We start from the raw sequence: 19,377 nt of genomic DNA on the forward strand, positions 1-19,377 counted from the left end.
TCACCTCTGGCGCGCGCGGGTGTCGCCGCGCCGGGTCGGGGGGAGGGTGGAGACGGCGCTGGCCGCGCGTCGGGCGAGCTCGCCCGTCCGGTCCGGGCCGTAGTAGAGGACGGCCTCCCAGTCGAGGTCGCCGGCGGGTGGGGGCGCCGCGGCGGGCTGCTTGGGACGGACCGGCACGCGGATCCAGTGCCAGGCGCCGAGCACCATGTCGACGAGAGAGTTCCGCAGCCCCATGAAGGCCACCACCGCGTAGGTCGTGAGCACGCCGTTGAAGGCCGCGAAGGCGGCGTTGTACCAGTTCTCCACGCGGATGTCGTGCGCCAGGGTGGCGAAGGAGAACCCGGCGATGAGGTAGGCCGCGAGCACGTAGAGCGCGGGCGCCGCGGTCCGGTTGGCCACCTTGGGCGTGCGGGCGAAGGCGATCTTCGACTTCGCCGCCGCCTGCTGGAGCGACTTGAGCGTGCCGCCGAGGTTCACCGCGAGGAGCACCAGGTTGAACGCGTACACGCGCAGCACGTCCGTGCGCTTGTAGCCGAGCTGGTGGAAGTCCGCGGCCATCGCGAGGAAGTACGGCAGGGCCGCCGTCAGCAGGATCGGGCTGAGCAGCTGGCTGTCGAACGGGAACACCAGGAGGAAGACGAGCCCGAGGCTCGCCCACGAGATCGAGGCCATGTAGGTCACGCGCAGCGCGACCGCCGTCCGCGGCACCCGCTGGCCCGCCTTGCGGGCCTGCCGCACGTGGCGCAGGAACTTGGGCAGGATCAGCAGGCCGCCGTTCGCCCACCGCGCGCGCTGCACGACGAGCGAGCCGAAGTCCGGGGGCGTGGCCGAGTAGCTGAGGCGCTCGGGGTAGTTGTGGAGCGTCCAGCCGGCCGCGGCCAGGTCGATGCTCGACTCGGTGTCCTCGATGACCGTGCGGTCCTGCACGTACCGGCGGACCTCCTGGCTGCCGACGTAGCTGATCTCGACGATGTCGTCGAGCGCCCGCTTGCGGATGACCGCGTTGGCACCCACCCAGAAGGTCGCGTCGAAGTGGGTGAGGCCCTGGTGCACGATGTGCTGGATGTCGGTGGTGGCACCGGCGATCCGCTCGAGCCGCGTCGGGGCACCCCGGAACGCGGAGTACGGCGTCTGGATGACCGCGACCCGCTCGTTGCCCGGCACCAGCATGTGGTGCACCAGGCGCAGGCAGTACTCGCGCAGCAGCACGCTGTCGGCGTCGAGCGTGAGCACGAAGTCGCTGTCGGGCACGAGCACCGCGTCCTCGTGGTCCGAGGGCCGCAGGACGGTGCCGATCCTGGTCTCCCGCGGGGTCACCGAGGTGCCCATGAGACCGAGGTAGGCGTTGAGGTTCATGGCCTTGTTGGCGTCGTGCGGGAGGTTCGCGTACTGCTTGCGCTCGAACGAGGTGATCTCCACGCCGAAGGTCCACACGAGGCGCCGGCACAGCTGGGCGAGCCGCTCGGCGGGGACGTCGGCACCCTCGTCCAGGGCGGCGAAGAGCGCCCGGGCGGTGGTCCGCAGGTCCTCGGCGAGGCCCGCGAGGACCTGGTCCGCCATGAAGTCGTCGACGTGGGTCGTGCGCGGCTGGGCCGCCGCACGGTCGTCGAGCCAGCCCGCCGCCCAGGAGTAGTCGATGGCGAGCGAGCGGACCGCGTCGGTGGTCGCCGCACCGCCGCGCACGGCCGCGGCCTCGTGCACGACGAGCGAGGAGCTCACCCGGTCGTACGGCTCGCGCAGCAGGTCCATGACCTCCCCGGGCAGCGCGCGGCAGCCGGCGAGCGAGGCCGCTGCCGCGGGGTCCGTCGGGTTCGGCGGGTCGTCCAGGAGCAGGACGATCCGCAGGCCCGGGTACTCCTGCAGCGCCGCGGACAGGAGCGTCGACCGCACGACGTCGGGCTCCTCGCGGTAGGAGGGCACGAGCACCGTGAGCGACGGCCGCGTGCGGGCCAGGAGGGCGTCGATCTCCGCCCGGGGCGCCCGCACGTGCGTCCGCGAGCGGTAGAGCGCGCCCTGGCGGGCCACGAGGTACATCACGGAGGAGAAGATCAGCGCCGTCATGAGGACGACGTAGGCGACCGTCTGCCAGAGAAGACGGCTGTCGCGCACGCCCTCGTCGATGAACTGCGAGAGCACCGTGTGCACGAGGTACACGAGCCACGCGACGCCCGACACGGTGATCGCGACGCCGCCCCACCACGTGGCCGTGGCCGCGGCGGGCCGCGTGACCGCGGGCAACGGGGGCCGAGGCCGCTCCGCCCCCCACTGCCGCCGACGGCGGGGTGCGGGCGCGGGAGGAGCGCCGGCCGCGGACGTGCCGGCGGCCGCCGTCGTGCCACGGGTGGGTACGCCGGCGGGCGGGGTGTCCTGGCTGGGAATCGCGGTGGCCACGCCGACGGGTTCGTCGGACGGGGCGGCGTGGGGGTCGCGCACCGTTGTCCTTCCGGGCCCTGCGCGCAGGCATGGGTGACGTCCTCGAAGGACGCGCACCCGGCGGGGGACCGAGATCGTGTGTGGGGGGATCGTTCCCACGCTGGGGGACGTGGGAATGCCCTTGTAGGATGCCTCACACGGACGGCGATGTCCCTATCAACAGGTGGAATTCACCCGCCACCAGGCGAGACGAACGATCAAGGTCTGTGCCGCGATCAAGCCCCCGCGTCAGAGCTTCTTGCCCGGGTTGCAGATGCCCTTCGGGTCCAGCACGCCCTTGAGCGCCACCTGAAGGTCGCGCACGCGCGGCGTGAGCTCCATCGGCAGGGCGCCCAGCTTCTCCGTCCCGATGCCGTGCTCGCCGGAGACGGTGCCGCCGTGCTCGACGGCCAGCGCCATGATCCGGTGGTGCGCCGTGCGGGCGACCGCCAGCTCCTCCGGCCGCGCCGGGTCGTACGCCACGACCGGGTGCAGGTTGCCGTCGCCGACGTGCCCGCCGGTGCCGATGGGCAGCCCGATCTCCCGCGAGAGCTCCTCGATCGCCGCGAGCACCGCGGGCAGCTGCGAGCGGGGCACGCAGACGTCCTCGTTCAGGCTCGCGCCCCGGTACTCCCGCATCGCGGGGTTCAGCAGCCGCCGGGCGGCGAGCAGGCGGGCGACGTCGGCCTCGTCGTCGGCCACCTCCACCGAGCTGGCGCCGTGCGCCCGGGCGACGCGCGCGAACTCGGCCAGGTCGTCGTCGGCGCCGACGAGCGCGTCCGTCACGGCGAACAGCCACGCGCCCGCGCCCGCGGGGAGTCCGGCGCCGGGCTCCAGCCGGCACACGGCCTCGACCACGACGGCGTCGAGCAGCTCGAGCGTGCTGGGGCGGTGCGGGCCCGCCATGATCGCGTTCGCGGCCCGCAGGGCGGTCGCCACGCTCGGGAAGCCTGCGCTCACGCCGCGCGACGGGCCGGGCGCGGGCAGCAGCGCGACGGTGACCTCGGTGACGATGCCGAGGGTGCCCTCGCTGCCGACGAACAGGCTGGTCAGGTCGAGCCCCGCGACGGCCTTCACGGTGCCGGGCCGCGTGTGGATCACGGTGCCGTCCGCGAGGACGACCTGCAGGGTGCGCACCCAGTCGCGCGTGACGCCGTACTTCACGCAGCGCATGCCGCCGGCGTTGGTCGCCACGTTGCCGCCGATGGTCGACGTGGACCACGAGGCGGGGTCGGGCGGGTAGAACAGGCCGTGCTCGGCGGCGGCGTTGGCGAGGTGCTCGGTGATCACGCCGGGCTGGGCGACCGCGACGTGGTCGTCGGTGTCGATCCGGCTGATCGTCGTCATGCGGGACAGGTCGAGCAGGATCGCGCCCGCGACGGCGGACGCGCCGCCCGCGAGGCCGGTCAGGCCGCCCTGCGGCACCACCGGGATGCCGCGGGAATGCGCGAGGCGCATGACGGCCGAGACCTCGTCGGTGGTCCGCGGCGCGACGAGCGCGATCGGGTCGCCGTCCGGCGGGATGAAGGAGGCGTCCACCGCGCGCGCCGCGAGCGCGTCAGGGTCGGCGGTGAAGGCACCGGGCGCGACCGCCGCCTGGAGCGCCTCGAGGACGACGGTGAGGTCCTGTCCGACGATCGTTGGTGCCACTGCGCCGCCTTCCGCTCCGGGCGCCCCGGGTGGTCGGCACGGCCGCAGCCCGTGGGGGCGCACCGTCGTTGGTCCGTTCCTCGGGACGCTACCGTCCGGGATCCGGCGCCGCCTGGGCCTTCCGGGCCCTCGCCGCGCGGGCCACGGCGAGCCCGCCGGCCGCCGCCGCGGCGCCGACGGCGTACGCGGCCAGGTCGGGTGCGGCGAAGGTCGTGCCGAGGACGTACCGCAGGGCGGGCACGGCGTCCGCGGCCGCCGCGGGGCCGTCCGTGAGCTGCGCGAACTCGACGGCGACGCACATCGCGAGGGCGACGACGCCGAGCGTCGTCGGCCGGGCGCGCGGGGCGGCGAACGCGGCCAGCAGGGTGACCAGGACGGCGTACAGCAGCCCGCCCGCGAGGTCGCCCAGGGCACCGGGGACCTGCCGCACGACGAGCCCCACCACCACGACGCCGGCCGCCGCGGCCACCAGCGCCCACCGGGGCGGCCCGCTCACGGCAGCCGTCACGCCATCACCAGCACCGCGGCGCCGGTGACGCGGTCGGCGCGCAGGTCCGCCAGGGCGAGGTCGGCGGCCTCGAAGGGCCGGCGGTCGACGGTCGCGCGCATCCCGATACGCCCGGCGAGCGCGAGCAGGTCGCGCCCGTCCTCGCGGGTGTTCGCCTCGACGGAGACCAGCTGCTTCTCGTGGAACAGGTGCCGCTGGTAGTCCAGCGGCGGGATATCGCTGAGGTGGATGCCCGCGACCGCGAGCGTCCCGCCGGGCCGCAGCGCCTCGAGCGCCGGGAGGACGAGCTCGCCCGCGGGCGCGAACAGGATCGCGGAGTCCAGTGGTTCGGGCGGCGGGTCCGCGGGCCCCTGCGCGGAGTGGCAGCCGAGGACCAGGGCGAGGGCCCGCGCGTCGGGCGAGCGGGTCATCACGTGCACGCGGGCGCCGGCGGCGAGCGCCGCCTGGGCCGTCAGGTGCGCCGAGCCGCCGAACCCGTACAGGCCGAGCACGCCGCCGTCGGGCAGCGCGGACCGGCGCAGCGCGCGGTAGCCGATGATGCCCGCGCACAGCAGGGGCGCGCCCTCGACGGGGTCGAGCCCGGTCGGCCAGGGGTAGGCGTACGCGGCGGGCACGGTGAGGAGCTCGGCGTACCCGCCGTCGGCATCCCAGCCCGTGTACTGCGAGCGGCGGCACAGGTTCTCGCGCCCGGCGCGGCAGTCCGCGCACTCCCCGCACGTGCGCCGCAGCCAGGCGACGCCCACGAGGTCCCCGCGCCCGACGCCGGACCCCGCGGGCGCATGCAGCACCTCCCCCACGGCCTCGTGCCCGGGCACGACGCGCGGGCGGTGCGGCGGCAGGTCGTGGTCGAGGACGTGCAGGTCGGTGCGGCAGACGCCGCAGGCCAGGACGCGGACGAGCAGCTCGTCGTCGGCGGGCTCGGGGTCGGGGAGGTCGACCAGCTCGAGCCGGCCGCGGGCCGCGACGGTCCATGCGCGCATGCCTCCATCCTGCCGCCCGGCGACTCGCCAGCAAGCACCGCAATCAGGGACGAAAGTCTCTTGTCAGCCACAAAGCACCCGGACGAGCGTGACGCGTATCGGGCACGTGAGCCAGCAGGGGGCACACCATGTGGTCGCGATCTCTCGACACGCTCATCGGCATCGTCGCGGTGCTGGCACTGACGTCGCTGCTCTGCTCGGCGGTGACGGAGGGCATCTCCCAGCTCTTCACCAAACGCGCGAAGGACCTGCTGCGCGGCATCGCCGACATGCTGGACGTGCCGCCTGAACACAAGACGAGCACGTTCAACCGCGCTAGGCAGCTCAGCAGAGAGACCCTCAAGCCGGTGGACCTCACCAAGGTTCGGCAGGTGCCACCGGGAGCGCAGCCTCCTGTTCCCGGCCCAGCTGCCGTCGCCGCCCCAGCCGCGCCTCCCGGCCCGGCTGCCGTCGCCGCCCCAGCCGCGCCACCCGGCCCACCAGCCAATCCCGCTCTTCCTGCTGGGCCAGACTCAACCTGGACGGTGCAGCTCTACCAGCACCCCTTGATCCGGGCACTGCAGACGCCGCGGCTGTTCCCGTGGACCGCCTGGCGCCGAAACCCGCAGTACATCCCCGGGCGAACCTTCGCCAGAGCGCTCGTCGCCCTGCTGCTGCGGGGCGACCCCAAGGACCCGGTCGAGGCCATCCACGCGTCGATCGAGAAGATCGGCTCCACGCACCCGGCCCGGCGGGCCCTCGAGCCCCTTTTCGTCCAGGCGGAAAAGGACCTAGACAAGTTCCAGACGGCCATCGAGGAGTGGTACGACGCGCAGATGGGGCGGCTCTCCGGCGCCTACAAGCGCTGGTCCCAGGTCATCCTCGCCGGCGTCGGGCTGGTCGCCGCAGTGGGCCTCAACATCAACCTCGTCGCGATCACGCAGACCCTCTGGTCGGACGAGGCGGTCCGCACGGTCGTCGTCGAGAACGCCGTGGACGGCACGCTGTGCGAAGGCACCGAAGGCCAGGAACGGCTCGACTGCATCAACGACGAGCTCGGTGCGCTCGGGGCCGCCGGCATGCCGATCGGCTGGGAGTCCGGCGCGGCACGCCCCTGGGACGACGGCACGTTGGGCGTGGCCATCCTCGGCTGGCTCCTCACGGCCATGGCGGTGAGCTTCGGCGCCCCGTTCTGGTTCGACACCCTGTCCAAGCTCGGGAGCCTGCGCTCGGCCGGCCCACGCGAACCGTCCACGACCACGACGGAGAGCACGGCCTGAGCCCCCGCGCGCGCCGGCGTCGTGCGCCGGTGGTTGGCTGGGGGCATGAGTGACGTCATCGTGCGCGACCACCCCGAGCGGAGCAGGTGGGAGGCGCGGCTGGGCGGCCCCGACGCGCGCGTCGCGGGATACGCCGCCTACCGCCGCGAGGACGGCCGGATCACGTTCACGCACACGGTCGTCGAGCCGGAGCACGAGGGCGCCGGGATCGGGTCGGCGCTGGCCCGCGCTGCCCTGGACGACGCGCGCACCGCGGGCCTACGGGTCGTCCCGCAGTGTCCGTTCATCGCGGCCTGGATCCGTCGGCACCCCGACTACGCGGACCTCGTCGACGCGCCGTCGCCGGCCTGAGCACCCGGCCCCTCCCCGCGACACCGGGCCGGGCCCTATCGTGGCGAACGGCGACCGAGGAGGAGACATGAGCGAGGACGTCGTCGAGCACGACCTGCGCCAGCGCGCGGAGAAGAGACTGAAGGCCAAGCGGGACCTGGGCGCGCACCTGCTCGCCTACGTCCTCGTGAACGCCTTCCTGGTGGTCATCTGGTTCGTGACGTCGGGGGCGGACAGCTTCTTCTGGCCCGTCTTCCCGATCCTGGGCTGGGGCATCGGAGTCGCGTTCAACGTGTGGGACGTGTACTCGCCCGAGCCCACCGAGGAGAAGATCCGCGCCGAGATGGACCGGCTCCGCAGGAGCTGAGCCGGTTCCTGCCGCGTCCGAGCGCCTACCGCTCGCGCGGGCGCAGGCGGACGTTCGGCAGCTCGGGCGCCGGCAGCGGCGCGCCGTCGTAGCCGGGCACCGTGCCGAAGCGGGCCACCGCCTCCGTGTCGCCCGCGATCGCCGCCTGCCACTGGGCGCGCGCCTCGGCGACCTCCTCGTGGGTGCGGCCCACGAAGTTCCACCACATGAGGAGCTTCTCGCCGAACGGCTCTCCCCCGATGAGCACCGCGCGCACCGGGCGCTGCCCGGCGGTCAGCTCGAGCCCGTCGGCGCCGGGCGGCACGTAGGCGAGGTGCGCCTCGGGCACCGACGTCCCCGCGACCGTCAGGTCGCCGAAGTCCAGGAGCACGCCGTGCTCGAAGCCGCGCTCGACCGGCAGCCGCACCGTCGTCCTCGCGGGCAGGTCCACCTGCGCGGCGACCAGGGGCGAGTACGCGGTCGCGGGCGAACGGGCCCAGGCCAGCTCGCCGCCGAGCGCCCCCATGAACACCCGCACGCGCGCGCCGCCGACATCGAGCACCGGCGGGTCCGCGACGTGCTGAAACGCGGGCGAGCCGTGCCGGGCGGCGTCGGGCAGGGCGGTCCACAGCTGCACCCCGTGCAGGCGACGCTGCGCGGGGAAGCGCGCGAGCGTGCCCTCCTCGGAGTGCGCGATGCCGCGGCCGGCCGTCATGAGGTTCAGCTGCCCGGGACTCACCTCGACCACCGAGCCGAGGGAGTCCTGGTGCAGCACGGTCCCCTCGAACAGCCAGGTCACCGTCTGGAGGCCGATGTGCGGGTGCGGCGCGACGTCCATACCACCCGTCGCCGCGATGTCGTCGGGGCCGTAGTGGTCGGCGAAGCAGAACGGCCCGATCATCGAGCGGGTCCGCGACGGCAGCGTCCGCCGCACGGTCATCGCGCGCGGGCCGCCGAGCGGCACGTCGCGCGGGCCGACGAGTTCCACGCCGGGCTCGCGCGCCCCGCAGGCCGCCTCGATCTCCGCAGGCCGCACCTCGAGGTTGGTCACACCTGCAGAACGCCGCCGCCCGGGCGGGGATTCCACCGCGGGCCGCCCGACGGCCGTCCCCAGCGCCCGGCAGGGGCCCCCGCCGTTGCCCGTGTCGGTGATGTGCGTGAGGCTCGGGCGGTGATCGAGCTCTCCGTCGACGAGGCGCGCCGGGTCGCGGTCGCCGCGCAGCTGCTGACCGCGGACCGCCCGACGGACCTCGTCGCCACGGTCCACCGGCTCACGTTCCTCCAGCTCGACCCCACGGCTGCCGTCGCGCCCAGCGCGGACCTCGTCGCGTGGAGCCGGCTCGGCGGTACCTACCGGCCGGAGCACCTGACGCGCGCCCTGGACGAGCGCCGGCTCTTCGAGCTCGGGGCGCTGGTGCGGCCGATGAGCGACGTCGGGCTCTACCTCGCTGTCCAGCCGCGGCCGGACAGCGGCGCCAGCCGCTGGCTCGAGGCGAACGACGGCTTCCGGCGCGACGTGCTCGCCCGCCTGCGCGACGCCGGGCCCCTCCAGTCCCGCGACATCCCCGACACGGCCCAGGTGCCGTGGCAGTCCACCGGCTGGACCCATCAGCGCAACGTCACGCAGATGCTCGAGATCCTCGCCGTCCGCGGCCAGGTGGCGATCGCCGGCCGGGTCGGGCGGCAGCGCCTCTGGGACCTGCCCGAGCGCGTCTACCCCGCCGACGTCGCCGTGCCGACGGCCGAGGAGGCGGCGCACATCCGCGACGAGCGCCGCCTCGCGTCCCTCGGGATCGCCCGCGACGTGACGGTCGCCGTGCCGGTGGAGCCGATCACGGTGGGCGCTGCCGGGGAGCCCGCGACGGTCGCCGGGGTGCCGGGACGGTGGCGCGTGGACCCCGCCGCCCTGGCCGTCCTGGACCGGGCACCGGCCCCGCGCACGGCGCTGCTGTCCCCCTTCGACCGGCTGATCCACGACCGCGTCCGCGCACAGCAGCTCTTCGGCTACGAGTACGTCCTGGAGATGTACAAGCCGGCCGACCAGCGGCGCTGGGGCTACTTCGCGCTCCCGGTGCTGCACGGCAACCGCCTCGTGGGCAAGCTCGACGCGAAGGCCGACCGGAAGGCCGGGCGCCTCGTCGTGCAGGCGCTCCACGAGGACCTGCCGCTCGACGCCGACGCGCGGGACGCCGTCGGCCGCGAGGTGCAGGCGCTCGCCGACTGGCTCGGTCTCGCACCGCCCGGGTGAGACCGGCTCACGAGTCGACGCGGAACCCGATGGCGCCGCGCGGCTCCTCCTCGGTCACGTCGACGCCCCTCACCTCGGCGCGGGCCGGGCCGTGGCGCGCCCACGCGACCAGGCTCTCGACGGCGTCGCGCGGACCCTCCGCGACGATCTCCACCTCACCGCTGCCCAGGTTCCGCACGCGCCCGGTCACCCCGAGCCGGCCGGCCTCGCGCGCGCAGGACCAGCGGTAGCCGACGCCCTGCACGCCTCCCCACACCACGACCCGACGGCGGATCGCCCCCTCGCTCATGCGTCCAGTGTGCTCGTGCCACCCGCGCCGGGGACCACGAGGCCCGACTCGTAGGCGGCCACCACGAGCTGCGCCCGGACGGTGCACCCGAGCTTGCGCAGCAGCGCGTGCACGTGCGACTTCACGGTCGCCGTGGAGACATCCAGGGACGCGGCGATGTCGGTGTTCGACGCGCCGCTCGCCACGGCCCGCAGCACGTCGACCTCACGCGCGGTGAGCTCGGTGACGGCGGAGCGCCACCGCGCGTCGGCCACCGCGTCCGCACGCAGGCCCTCGCGCCACTGCCGCACGACGAGCGAGGTCACGCCGGGGTCGAGCAGGCTGCCGCCGTCGCGCACGCGCCGCACGCAGGCGACGAGCGTCCCCGGGTCGGTGTCCTTGAGCAGGAACGCGTCCGCGCCGGCGGCGAGCGCGCCCGTGACGTACTCCTCGTCGTCGAACGTCGTGAGCACCGCGACGCGCACGCCCTCCAGGGCGGGGTCGGCCCGGATGCGCCGCGTCGCCTCGACGCCGTCCAGGCGCGGCATCCGGATGTCCATGAGCACGACGTCCGGCAGCTCGGCGGCCGCGAGCGCGAGCGCCGCCTCGCCGTCGCCGGCCTCGCCGACCGTGACGATGTCCGGCTCGTGGTCCAGGATCATCTTCAGACCCATGCGGATCATCGCCTGGTCGTCGACGATGACGACGCGCGTCGGCGCGCGATCCGCCGCCGGCACCTCACTCGACATGCTGCCCATCCAGGGCCACCTCCATCCGTACCTGCCAGCCGTGGCCGCCCGCGAGCGGGCCCGCCGCGAGCGTCCCGCCGCACGCGACGGCGCGCTCGCGCATGTGCATGAGCCCGTTGCCCTGCCGTCCCGGCGTGGCGGCCGGCCGCGGCGGCCCCGGGTCGGTGACCTCGAGGACCAGCCGCCCGCCGGAGTGGTCGAGCGACACCGCCGCCCGCCCCGCTGCCGAGTGGGACACGACGTTCGTCAGCGCCTCCTGCGCCACGCGCACGACGGCGAGGCCCACCGCCGCGGGGCACGCCGGCCACGCCCGCGGCAGCCGGGCGTCGAGCTCCAGCCCGGCGCCACGCATGCGCTCGACGACGGCGCCGAGGTCCGCCAGCGTGGACGTCGGGGCGAGCGGCGCCGAGTCCTCCCGCAGCACCCGGACCAGGGACCGCATCGCGTCCAGGGCGTTGCGCCCCTCGGGTGCGATCCAGCGCACCGCGTCGCGGTACACCTCGACGTCGTCCCCGCCGACCCGGTCCACGGCCTGCGCGCGCACGACGATCGCGCTCACGTGGTGCGCGACGACGTCGTGCAGGTCGCGGGCGATGCGCACCCGCTCGGACTGGACGGCCTCGCGCGTACGGACCTCCTGCAGGGCCTCGAGCTCGCGGTTGCGCTCGGCGAGCGAGGCGAGCGTGTCGTCGAGCCGGGCGAAGACGGCGCCGAGCGCCGCCGCGGCGGCGACCAGGCTCAGCAGGAGCAGCAGCTCGGTGACGTTCGAGGAGGGCGCGGGCACGTCCCCGCGCACCCAGAAGACGAGCGGGTCGAGCGTGCCCCACTCCAGCCACAAGGCCGCCAGCACGCCCACGGGAGCGGACACCCAGGCCGGCGCGGACCGGGCGCGGGCGCCGATGAAGACCGCCAGCAGCACCGGGATCAGGTGGAACGCCGACTGGAGGCTCCAGGCGGACAGCCACGGCGACGTGTAGCCCCACGGATAGACGACGACCGTCAGCCAGAACGCGACGCCCGGCCAGCTGCGCCGCAGCGCGAGCGGGACGACGAGCCACAGGCCCGCCCACCAGAACGACTCGATCGACTGCGGGTGCCAGTAGTCCCACCGCCGGGCCAGCGAGACCGCCGCCCACCAGGCGCCGCCCACGGCCAGCGCCACCACGGCGTCCACCCGCAGTGCGGCCAGGCGCTCGGGGACCCCCCTCGGGCGGGGGTGGGCGGCCGACGTCGTCACGCGCCGAGCGTAGGCGTGCGCGCGCGAGACGCGGGACCGTCCGCGGACGCGTCCTGCCCGCGGCCGTCTCCACCGCGGGGTGGAGAGGCAGGCGGGCGTAGTCCGACCCCGAGCGCGCAGGGGGCCCGTGGGCTCCCCCACCCGCCGATCGGCGCGGGGGCACGCGGGATCCCGCCACCACCCGACGACGCGGACACCCCTGTCCGGCGAGGCTCGAGCCATGACGCAGCACGCACCATCAGGCAGGTCCACGCGCCGCCGACAGCGGACCGTGACGTTCCTGGTGCTCGCGTCGGTCGTGGGGGTCGGCGCCTGGCAGGCGTGGGGACCGGCATCGCGGGCACTCGGGCTGGAGGGTCTCGGGCTGGAGGGTCCCGGGGCCGGCGCACCGTGGTCGGACCCGCCCGAACCGTCGCCGACCCCCACGGCGCTCGACGCCGGCCTCGCGCAGCGGTTCGCCGATGCGCAGGCCGCCGCCGCGGCCGAGGGGGTGCCGCTCACGCTCACCTCCGGCTGGCGGTCCGCCGACGAGCAGCAGCGGCTCGTCGACGAGGCCGTCGTCACCTACGGCTCCGTCGAGGAGGCGCACCGCTGGGTGCTGCCGCCGGAGAAGTCCGCGCACGTCGCAGGCCTGGCGATCGACGTCGGCCCGGTCGAGGGCGCACGCTGGCTCGAGGAGCGCGCGGCGGGGTTCGGGCTCTGCCGCACCTACCAGAACGAGTGGTGGCACTTCGAGCCCGCGCGGCCGGACGGGACCTGCCCGGAGCCCTACGTCGACAGCTCGTGGGGCTGGCAGTAGCGCTCACGCCTGGGGGCGCACCCCGCTGACGGGGTCACGGTCGGTGATGCAGTAGCGCCGCGCGTCGGGGGCGACGAGCACCGTCCACGCGTCCCGCACCTGCTCCACCCCGGCGCCGAGCGCCACGTGCCGGTCGGTCTCGGCGGCACGGTCCGTCGACGCGAGGTCCAGGTGCGCACGCACCGGGCCGGTCGGCTCGCCGAGCCGGTGCGGCAGGAGGCGCAGCGGCTGGTCCGCGGGCCGGCGCAACGGCGCGAACTCGCTGCCCGGCGCGGAGGAGGTCATCTCCCACCCGGTCAGCGCGACCCAGAACGCGACCTCCGCGTCCCACGCCGCGGCGGGGACGTCGAGCGCGACCTGGTCCACGAGGCTCGCGTGGTCCCGGCCGTCCGGCGTCGTCCACCGGGCGGGTGCCGGACGACGCCGCTCGCCCTCCCGCACGAAGCAGAACGGGAGCCCGCCGGGCGAGGACATCACCACGTGACCGGACGCGGCGACCTCGCGGGCGCCCAGCGCGACGGCGGCCTCCGCGGCCGCGCGCACGTCCGCCACGTGCAGGTCCAGGTGCACACGCGGGCCGCCGTCGTGCAGGCGCTGGACGCGCAGGAACCCGTCGCCGCCGGGCGGGATCAGCGTCTGGAAGTCGCCGTGCTCACCGCGCGCGGCCGAGAGCCCGTACCCGGTGACGCCCGTCCAGAACCGCCGGGAGACGTCCCACACGTCGGCCGGGCTGTCGAGGAACGCGGTGAGCCAGGTGATCACGTGGTCACGCTACGCAGCGAGCTCGCCGACCGGCACCGCAGCCGCGAGGGTGTTGCCCGACGCGGGCAAGGGGCACACCCAGGAGGGGTGGTAGGCGCAGGAGGGCTGGTAGGCGAAGTTGAGGTCGACGACGAGCGCCTCACGCCCCCCGCCCAGGTCGGCGCCCTTGACGGTGTCGAGGACGTACCGCCCGCCGCCGTAGGTCGCGGCGCCCGACGTCGCGTCCCGCACCGGCAGGAACAGCCCGCCGCCGTAGCCACCGACCCACCACACGTCGAGCTCGCCGAGGCCCGGCAGTGCGACGCGGCCCACCCGCTCCAGGGCCACCTGGCCGTCGTCGCCGGCGGGCAGCGCGCGGGTCGCGGGGGGCGCGTCCGCGACCGAGACGACGAACCGGAACGCCGGGGCGTACGGTGCGACGCGCGTACCCGGGAAGCGCTCGCGCACGCCCGGCGGCAGGGGCGACGCCGGGTGCGTCCGGATCAGCGCGTCGCGCCCGGCCGCCCAGACGGCGTGCGCCCCGGCGGGCTCCCGGGCGGCCCGCACCCGCGCGTAGAGGTCGGCCACGCGCCGTCGCCAGTCGAGCACGTCCCAGCGATCCATCCGTCGACCGTAGCCGCGGCGCCCTACCGCCGCCTCACATCGACCGTGAATAATCCGGGGCCTGCGGGAGTTCCGTCTTCGGAACGGAGGAACCCATGCAGCACACCGGACGCGGGAGCCACGCGTGAGCTGGGGCGCCTGGCGCGGGCGCTCGAAGGGCGAGCGGGTCGCGCTCGTCGCGCAGGTCTCGCAGCCCCTGCGGCGCTACCTCGGCACGGAGGCGGCCGGCGCGGCGCTGCTGCTCGCCGCCACCGTGCTCGCCCTGGCCTGGGCGAACTCGCCCTGGTCGTGGGCCTACCAGGGCCTGCTCACGACGCCGGTCGCGATGACCGTCGGCGGTGACGGCCTCGACATGGACCTGCACCACTGGGTCAACGAGGGCCTGATGACCGTGTTCTTCTTCGTCGTCGGCCTCGAGGTGCGGCGCGAACTGGCGCTCGGCGAGCTGACCGACCGGCGCCGGGTGCTCGTGCCCGCCGTCGCGGGCCTGGCTGGGCTGCTCGTGCCCGCGGCGCTCTACCTCGCTGTCAACGGCGGCGGCGGCGACGCGGCGGCGGGCTGGGGCGTGGTGATCGGCACGGACACCGCGTTCCTCCTCGGCGCGCTCGCCGTGGTCGGGCCGCGCCTGTCCACCCAGCTGCGCCTGTTCCTGCTGACGATGAGCGTCGCGGACGACATCCTCGCCGTCACCGTGATCGGCGTCGCCTACTCCGACGCGCTGCACGTCCCGTCGCTGGTGGTCGCGGTCGCGTGCCTCGGCGTCCTCGTCGCGCTGGGGCGGGCCGGCGTCTGGCAGGCGTCGCCCTACGTCGCGGTGGTGCTGGTCCTGTGGCTCTCCACGCTGCGCTCGGGGCTGCACGCCTCGATCGCCGGGATGCTGTCGGGCCTGCTCGTGCCCGCGCTCGCCGCGCGCCGCGACCTCGTGGAGGACGCCGCGCGCGCCGCCAAGGCCTTCCGCCAGTCCCCGCTGCCGAGCGTCGGCCGGACGGCGCAGCGCGGCATCGTGCGCGCCGTCTCGGTGAACGAGCGCCTGCAGGAGGTGCTGCACCCCTGGACCAGCTACGTCGTCGTCCCGCTGTTCGCGCTCGCGAACGCGGGGGTGGACCTGCGCGACGGCGTCCTCGCGGACGCGCTGCGCTCGCCGGTGACCTGGGGAGTCGTCCTCGGGCTCGTGGTCGGCAAGCTCGTCGGCATCTCGGTGGGCACGTTCGGGGCGGTGCGCCTGGGGCTCGGCCGGCTGCCGCAGGGCGTCGGGCCCGGCCAGGTGGTCGGGGGCGCCGCCCTGTCCGGCATCGGGTTCACGGTCTCGCTGCTCATCGCCGAGCTGGCCTTCGGCGAGTCCGAGCTCCGCGACCAGGCGACGGTCGGCATCCTGCTCGCAGCCGTCCTCGCGACGGCCCTCGGCTGGCTGGTCTTCCGGCTCGCCGCACGCTTCCGCGGGGAGCGGACCGCGGAGCTGCCGCGCGTCCTCGCGCACCCCGTGGACCCCGAGCGCGACCACATCCACGGCGACCCGGACGCACCGCTGACCGTGGTGGAGTACCTCGACTTCGAGTGCCCCTTCTGCGCGAAGGTCACGGGCGTGGCCCAGGCGCTGCGCGCCCACTTCGGGGACGACCTGCGCTACGTCGTCCGGCACCTGCCCCTGCCCGACGTGCACCCGCACGCCGAGCTCGCCGCGCACGCGGCCGAGGCCGCGGGCCGCCAGGGGCGCTTCTTCGAGATGAGCGCCCTGCTCTTCGGCAACCAGGACCGGCTCGAGCTCGAGCACCTGGTCGGCTACGCGACCGAGCTCGACCTGGACGTCGACGCCTTCCTGGCGGACCTCGCCGACGACGAGACCGCCGCGCGCGTGCGCGAGGACGTCGCCGGCGCCGAGGCGAGCGGCGCGCGGGGCACGCCGACGTTCTTCCTGGGCGGCGAGCGCCACGTCGGCGCGTACGACGCCGCGAGCCTCATCGCGCGGCTCGAGGAGCTCCGGGCGGGCGCGCCCGCCACCCGCCCTGCGCCGGCGCCCGAACCGGAGCCGGTGAACGTGCCGAACGCCGGGAACGCCGCACCGCGGCAATCCTGACGCCAGACTGGGGCCATGATCTTCCGGCGTCGGCGCGCGACCCCCTCCGTGGGCCTGGTGCTCAGCGGCGGCGGTTCCCGGGCCAGCTTCCAGCTCGGTGCCCTGCGGTACCTCTACGACGAGGTCGGCATCACGCCGACGGTGGTCGCGGGCGCGTCCGTCGGCTCGGTGCTCGGCTCGGTGCTCGCCCAGCACCGGGACCACACCGGCCAGCGGGCGGCGCTCGCCCAGCTCGAGGAGCTCTGGCGGGACCTGCAGCAGTCCTCGGACATCTTCACCGAGCAGGAGTGGTTCGCCCGGCTGCGGGACCAGGGCTCCTCGCTCATCGAGACCATCTCCGACCTGGAGGAGCGCCGGCAGCGCCTGCGGCGGCCGTTCGGCCGGCGCCCGCTGCGCGAGGAGGCCCCGGTGACCTCCGCGGCCGCGGCCGTGGACGCCGTCGACCCGGGTCCCGCCGAGCGGCCGGCGCTGCCCTTCGCGTCGCTCGACGTCGTGGACCTCGTCGCGGCGATCCGGCACCTCGCGCGGGCCCGCCCCGACATCGAGACGATCCTGCGCGGCGCGGGCCAGGAGCAGGCGCTCTACCGGCTGGGCCCGGTCCTGGACCGCGTGCTCGACCCGGCCGTGTTCGCGCCCGGGCGGCTCGCGCGCTCCGGCGTCACGCTGCGCGTCGCCGTCGTCGCCCTCGAGTCCGGCGAGCTGAGGTACGTCACGCAGGACGGCCGGCTCCTCGACCGCGCGGGCGTACCCGTGCCCGGCGCGGCCCCCGTCGACCTGGTCGACGCCGTCCGCGCGTCGTGCACCATCCCGGGGGTGTTCGCGCCGGTGCGGCTCGGCGACGAGCACTACGTCGACGGCGGCGTGCGCGAGGTGCTGCCCGTCGAGGCGGTGCTCGCGCGCGGCCACGTCGACCGGTGCTACGCCGTCCTGGCCTCGGCGCCGGGCGTCCCGCGCGAGGACAGCTACGCCACGCGCGACCTCCTGTCGATCGTCCTGCGCGCCAGCGTCGGGATCATGGCCGACGAGGTGGTCCGCGAGGAGGCGGCGCGGGCGCGCGCGGCCGGCGCCGTCGTCGTCGTCCCCGAGATCGACGTGCACGACGCGATGGTCGTCGACCCCGGGCTGACGGCCATCGCCATGGACTACGGCTGGTCGCGCGCGGCGCAGGCCGTCGGCGGCGCGACGCCCGCCGAGAGCCGTGCGGTGCGCGAGATCGTCGAGCTGCGCCGTCGGACGTGGGCGTGGGAGGTGGCCCTGCACGGGCCGGACTCCCCCGACCGCGGCAGCGCCCTGGCCATCCTCGCGACGCTGCCGGGCGAGGCTGCGGAGCGTGCCGCGCTCGCCGACAGCGTCGGCAGCGCCGACCCCGACCCCGACGGCCTGGCCATCCTCAAGCGTGAGCTGCGGGACCGCGTCACGGCGATCCCCGCGCGCCTGCTGCCGCCGGACGCCGGCGCCTGGTGGCGGCGCTGGGAGGGGCACCCCTTCCCGCTGCCCAGCGCCGCCCCCTGGCTCGACTGAGCCGTTCGGGCTCAGCCCGCCGCGTTGAACTCCTCGATGCCGAGCAGCGGCCGGATGACGTGGTGCACGGGACCGCGCACCACGTAGCCCTTGACCCGGTCGTTCAGGAGCTCGTTGCCGATCGCGGCCATGATCATGCCCTGGTCGAGCGCCAGGTAGCGCTGGGCGACCTGGCCGCTGCGCACCGCGACGGCGTCGTAGAAGCCGCCAGGCCCGTAGGCGTCGAAGTCGGCCCTGATGTTCGCCAGGTTCTCCAGCGCGGCGTCCTTCGCGTAGGGCAGCGCCAGGAACGAGGCGTGCGGCGTGACGACGCCGTCCCCGTAGCCGGCGGGCTGGCTCGCCTCGCGCGGGCAGGCCGGGTCGTCCCAGCCCGACTCGACGGTGGTCCGCTCCTGGTCGGACGTGTAGCCGTTCGGCTCCATCCCGATCGGGTCCACGCCGTACTCGCGGTACCCACCCGCCGGGTCGCTCGACGGCGAGAAGCCCCAGTAGCCGTAGCCGGCCTCGTCCAGGCCGTGCTCCATCTGCGCGCGCACGGTCAGCGGGTGGTTCACGCCCCAGCTCCGCGGACCCCAGTCGGCCTCGGGGATGAACAGGTCCACCATGAGCGCCTCGAACATCGAGCCGCCCCAGGTGGGCACGAGCTGCATGTCCCGGTACCGATAGGCGCCCTCGAAGACGTCGACGCCCAGGTACTGCCGCCACTCGCCCACCGGCTTCTGCTCCGGCCACGACCAGTCGCAGGTGTCCGGGAACGTGCGGAACATGCGGAAGTAGTGCTCGGGCGGGATCTGGCCCCACGCGATGCCGAGGTAGCTCGCGATGCGCGGCTCGGTGTTGAGCGTCCCGTAGTGGTGGCCGGTGTACCAGACGTCCGGCCCCCGGCCCGGGTAGTTGCCGACGACGGCGGCCGGGTCGGCCGGGTCCTCGTCCCAGAACCCGCCACGGATCTGCCCGACGGCGGGGTCGTAGTAGAAGCCGAAGTCCATGGTCGACCGGATGGCCTCGGCCTGCTCCCGCAGGCGCGGCTCGGCGTTGCCGACGAGCACGAGCGCCGTGGCCAGCCAGCCGTTGTCGACGCTCGACAGGAAGGGCTTCACCGGGTCGCCCGTGCCCGGCCAGGCGTAGAGCTTCTCCCCGGTCGCCTCGTCGTACCAGTTGTAGAACATGCCCGAGTCGTCGTGCCGTTCGAGGGTCGCGACGGTCGCGAGGGTCTGGGCCATCCGGTCCTTCGCCTCGCGCCGGTCGATGATGCCGAGGTCGCGCGCGACGACGGTGCTCCACAGGTAGGCGCCGATGTTCGTCGGCGACGTGTAGCCCGAGCGGGTGGCGGCGTCCAGGGAGCCGTCGACGTTGTCGGCGGGCAGCCCCGTCGCGGGGTCCACCATGGCGACGAACGACGCCCAGGTGTCCTCCGCGTACTCTCCGAGCACCGCGCGGTCCCCGCCGCCGTGCCCGCCGCCGTGCCCGTGCCCACCGCCGTGGGCCGTGGCCGGCGCGACGGCCAGCCCCGTGGCGACCACCACTGCTGCGGCTCCCGCCGCGAGCGTCGTCAGCCTGCGACGCAGGTGTCCGGTCATCTGTCCTCCCCCTTCGTCGAGCTCCGTCGGTCGACCGGTCGTCGACCTGTC

Annotated in this window: 18 protein-coding genes; 7 read left to right on the forward strand and 11 right to left on the reverse strand. The window is 75.1% G+C overall.

Annotated features, from left to right (window positions below; all coding sequences use genetic code 11):
- The 4 genes from AFE02nite_RS07535 to AFE02nite_RS07545 form a co-directional block, all read right to left on the reverse strand.
- On the reverse strand, window positions 1-2,433 hold the full coding sequence (locus AFE02nite_RS07535; RefSeq protein WP_146819385.1) for a glycosyltransferase family 2 protein: 2,433 nt from the start codon (window positions 2,431-2,433) through the stop codon (window positions 1-3).
- 228 nt (window positions 2,434-2,661) lie between these two features.
- Complete coding sequence (locus AFE02nite_RS07540) at window positions 2,662-4,062, reverse strand: FAD-binding oxidoreductase (protein WP_052113948.1); 1,401 nt, start codon at window positions 4,060-4,062, stop codon at window positions 2,662-2,664.
- A gap of 88 nt (window positions 4,063-4,150) precedes the next feature.
- Entirely contained in the window at window positions 4,151-4,570 is a 420-nt protein-coding gene (locus AFE02nite_RS17340; protein ID WP_186814497.1) for a DUF2809 domain-containing protein, read from the reverse strand.
- On the reverse strand, window positions 4,567-5,550 hold the full coding sequence (locus AFE02nite_RS07545; RefSeq protein WP_034248123.1) for a zinc-binding alcohol dehydrogenase family protein: 984 nt from the start codon (window positions 5,548-5,550) through the stop codon (window positions 4,567-4,569). Before AFE02nite_RS07545 ends, AFE02nite_RS17340 begins: the two co-directional genes overlap by 4 nt.
- Window positions 5,551-5,720: 170 nt before the next feature.
- Here AFE02nite_RS07545 and AFE02nite_RS07550 point away from each other — a divergent pair, with 170 nt between their 5' ends.
- The 3 genes from AFE02nite_RS07550 to AFE02nite_RS07560 all read left to right on the forward strand — a co-directional run bounded on the left by AFE02nite_RS07550 (window position 5,721) and on the right by AFE02nite_RS07560 (window position 7,506).
- Window positions 5,721-6,809 carry a hypothetical protein gene (locus AFE02nite_RS07550; RefSeq protein ID WP_146819387.1) on the forward strand — a complete coding sequence of 363 codons (1,089 nt, stop codon included), beginning with the start codon at window positions 5,721-5,723 and terminating at the stop codon, window positions 6,807-6,809.
- Window positions 6,810-6,854: 45 nt separating this feature from the next.
- The gene (locus AFE02nite_RS07555) at window positions 6,855-7,160 is read left to right on the forward strand and encodes a GNAT family N-acetyltransferase (protein ID WP_034248117.1); all 306 of its coding nucleotides are present in this window, start codon (window positions 6,855-6,857) and stop codon (window positions 7,158-7,160) included.
- 67 nt (window positions 7,161-7,227) lie between these two features.
- Window positions 7,228-7,506 carry a 2TM domain-containing protein gene (locus AFE02nite_RS07560; RefSeq protein WP_034248115.1) on the forward strand — a complete coding sequence of 93 codons (279 nt, stop codon included), beginning with the start codon at window positions 7,228-7,230 and terminating at the stop codon, window positions 7,504-7,506.
- A gap of 25 nt (window positions 7,507-7,531) precedes the next feature.
- Here AFE02nite_RS07560 and AFE02nite_RS07565 read toward each other — a convergent pair whose 3' ends face one another.
- Window positions 7,532-8,536 carry a pirin family protein gene (locus AFE02nite_RS07565; protein WP_034248125.1) on the reverse strand — a complete coding sequence of 335 codons (1,005 nt, stop codon included), beginning with the start codon at window positions 8,534-8,536 and terminating at the stop codon, window positions 7,532-7,534.
- A 123-nt stretch (window positions 8,537-8,659) separates the two neighbouring features.
- On the opposite strand from AFE02nite_RS07565, the gene AFE02nite_RS07570 reads away from it, so the two are divergent.
- On the forward strand, window positions 8,660-9,733 hold the full coding sequence (locus tag AFE02nite_RS07570; RefSeq protein ID WP_222594367.1) for a DNA glycosylase AlkZ-like family protein: 1,074 nt from the start codon (window positions 8,660-8,662) through the stop codon (window positions 9,731-9,733).
- Between the two features lie 7 nt (window positions 9,734-9,740).
- Here AFE02nite_RS07570 and AFE02nite_RS07575 read toward each other — a convergent pair whose 3' ends face one another.
- Genes AFE02nite_RS07575 through AFE02nite_RS07585 form a run of 3 tightly spaced genes read right to left on the reverse strand, consistent with a single transcriptional unit; the run spans window position 9,741 to window position 11,987 of the window.
- Window positions 9,741-10,022 carry an acylphosphatase gene (locus AFE02nite_RS07575; protein WP_034248112.1) on the reverse strand — a complete coding sequence of 94 codons (282 nt, stop codon included), beginning with the start codon at window positions 10,020-10,022 and terminating at the stop codon, window positions 9,741-9,743.
- Window positions 10,019-10,759, reverse strand: coding sequence for a response regulator (locus AFE02nite_RS07580; protein WP_261765530.1), 741 nt, complete (start codon window positions 10,757-10,759; stop codon window positions 10,019-10,021). Before AFE02nite_RS07580 ends, AFE02nite_RS07575 begins: the two co-directional genes overlap by 4 nt.
- The gene (locus tag AFE02nite_RS07585; RefSeq protein WP_186814498.1) at window positions 10,740-11,987 is read right to left on the reverse strand and encodes a sensor histidine kinase; all 1,248 of its coding nucleotides are present in this window, start codon (window positions 11,985-11,987) and stop codon (window positions 10,740-10,742) included. Before AFE02nite_RS07585 ends, AFE02nite_RS07580 begins: the two co-directional genes overlap by 20 nt.
- A gap of 220 nt (window positions 11,988-12,207) precedes the next feature.
- Here AFE02nite_RS07585 and AFE02nite_RS07590 point away from each other — a divergent pair, with 220 nt between their 5' ends.
- On the forward strand, window positions 12,208-12,786 hold the full coding sequence (locus AFE02nite_RS07590; RefSeq protein ID WP_146819389.1) for a M15 family metallopeptidase: 579 nt from the start codon (window positions 12,208-12,210) through the stop codon (window positions 12,784-12,786).
- Between the two features lie 3 nt (window positions 12,787-12,789).
- Here AFE02nite_RS07590 and AFE02nite_RS07595 read toward each other — a convergent pair whose 3' ends face one another.
- On the reverse strand, window positions 12,790-13,548 hold the full coding sequence (locus tag AFE02nite_RS07595; RefSeq protein WP_034246947.1) for a VOC family protein: 759 nt from the start codon (window positions 13,546-13,548) through the stop codon (window positions 12,790-12,792).
- Window positions 13,549-13,557: 9 nt separating this feature from the next.
- Window positions 13,558-14,151 carry a DUF1684 domain-containing protein gene (locus AFE02nite_RS07600; RefSeq protein WP_034246945.1) on the reverse strand — a complete coding sequence of 198 codons (594 nt, stop codon included), beginning with the start codon at window positions 14,149-14,151 and terminating at the stop codon, window positions 13,558-13,560.
- Between the two features lie 124 nt (window positions 14,152-14,275).
- Here AFE02nite_RS07600 and nhaA point away from each other — a divergent pair, with 124 nt between their 5' ends.
- Window positions 14,276-16,225, forward strand: a complete 1,950-nt coding sequence (nhaA, locus tag AFE02nite_RS07605; RefSeq protein ID WP_261765531.1) for a Na+/H+ antiporter NhaA — start codon at window positions 14,276-14,278, stop codon at window positions 16,223-16,225.
- A gap of 15 nt (window positions 16,226-16,240) precedes the next feature.
- On the forward strand, window positions 16,241-17,746 hold the full coding sequence (locus tag AFE02nite_RS07610; RefSeq protein ID WP_052113759.1) for a patatin-like phospholipase family protein: 1,506 nt from the start codon (window positions 16,241-16,243) through the stop codon (window positions 17,744-17,746).
- A gap of 11 nt (window positions 17,747-17,757) precedes the next feature.
- Here AFE02nite_RS07610 and AFE02nite_RS07615 read toward each other — a convergent pair whose 3' ends face one another.
- A complete protein-coding gene (locus AFE02nite_RS07615; protein WP_034246943.1) occupies window positions 17,758-19,326 on the reverse strand; it encodes a glucoamylase family protein in 1,569 nt (522 codons plus the stop codon).
- Window positions 19,327-19,377 lie beyond the last annotated feature (51 nt).

Origin of the sequence: Actinotalea fermentans (assembly GCF_007991475.1) — a bacterium.
Lineage (GTDB): Bacteria > Actinomycetota > Actinomycetes > Actinomycetales > Cellulomonadaceae > Actinotalea > Actinotalea fermentans.

What these genes read in the sequence shown, in the direction of transcription:
- AFE02nite_RS07590 (WP_146819389.1), top strand. Translation starts at nt 12,208, where the DNA reads ATGACGCAGCACGCACCATCAGGCAGGTCCACGCGCCGCCGACAGCGG.
- AFE02nite_RS07600 (WP_034246945.1), bottom strand. Translation starts at nt 14,151, where the DNA reads ATGGATCGCTGGGACGTGCTCGACTGGCGACGGCGCGTGGCCGACCTC.
- AFE02nite_RS07545 (WP_034248123.1), bottom strand. Translation starts at nt 5,550, where the DNA reads ATGCGCGCATGGACCGTCGCGGCCCGCGGCCGGCTCGAGCTGGTCGAC.
- AFE02nite_RS07615 (WP_034246943.1), bottom strand. Translation starts at nt 19,326, where the DNA reads ATGACCGGACACCTGCGTCGCAGGCTGACGACGCTCGCGGCGGGAGCC.
- AFE02nite_RS07575 (WP_034248112.1), bottom strand. Translation starts at nt 10,022, where the DNA reads ATGAGCGAGGGGGCGATCCGCCGTCGGGTCGTGGTGTGGGGAGGCGTG.
- AFE02nite_RS07560 (WP_034248115.1), top strand. Translation starts at nt 7,228, where the DNA reads ATGAGCGAGGACGTCGTCGAGCACGACCTGCGCCAGCGCGCGGAGAAG.
- AFE02nite_RS07580 (WP_261765530.1), bottom strand. Translation starts at nt 10,759, where the DNA reads ATGGGCAGCATGTCGAGTGAGGTGCCGGCGGCGGATCGCGCGCCGACG.
- AFE02nite_RS07555 (WP_034248117.1), top strand. Translation starts at nt 6,855, where the DNA reads ATGAGTGACGTCATCGTGCGCGACCACCCCGAGCGGAGCAGGTGGGAG.
- AFE02nite_RS07610 (WP_052113759.1), top strand. Translation starts at nt 16,241, where the DNA reads ATGATCTTCCGGCGTCGGCGCGCGACCCCCTCCGTGGGCCTGGTGCTC.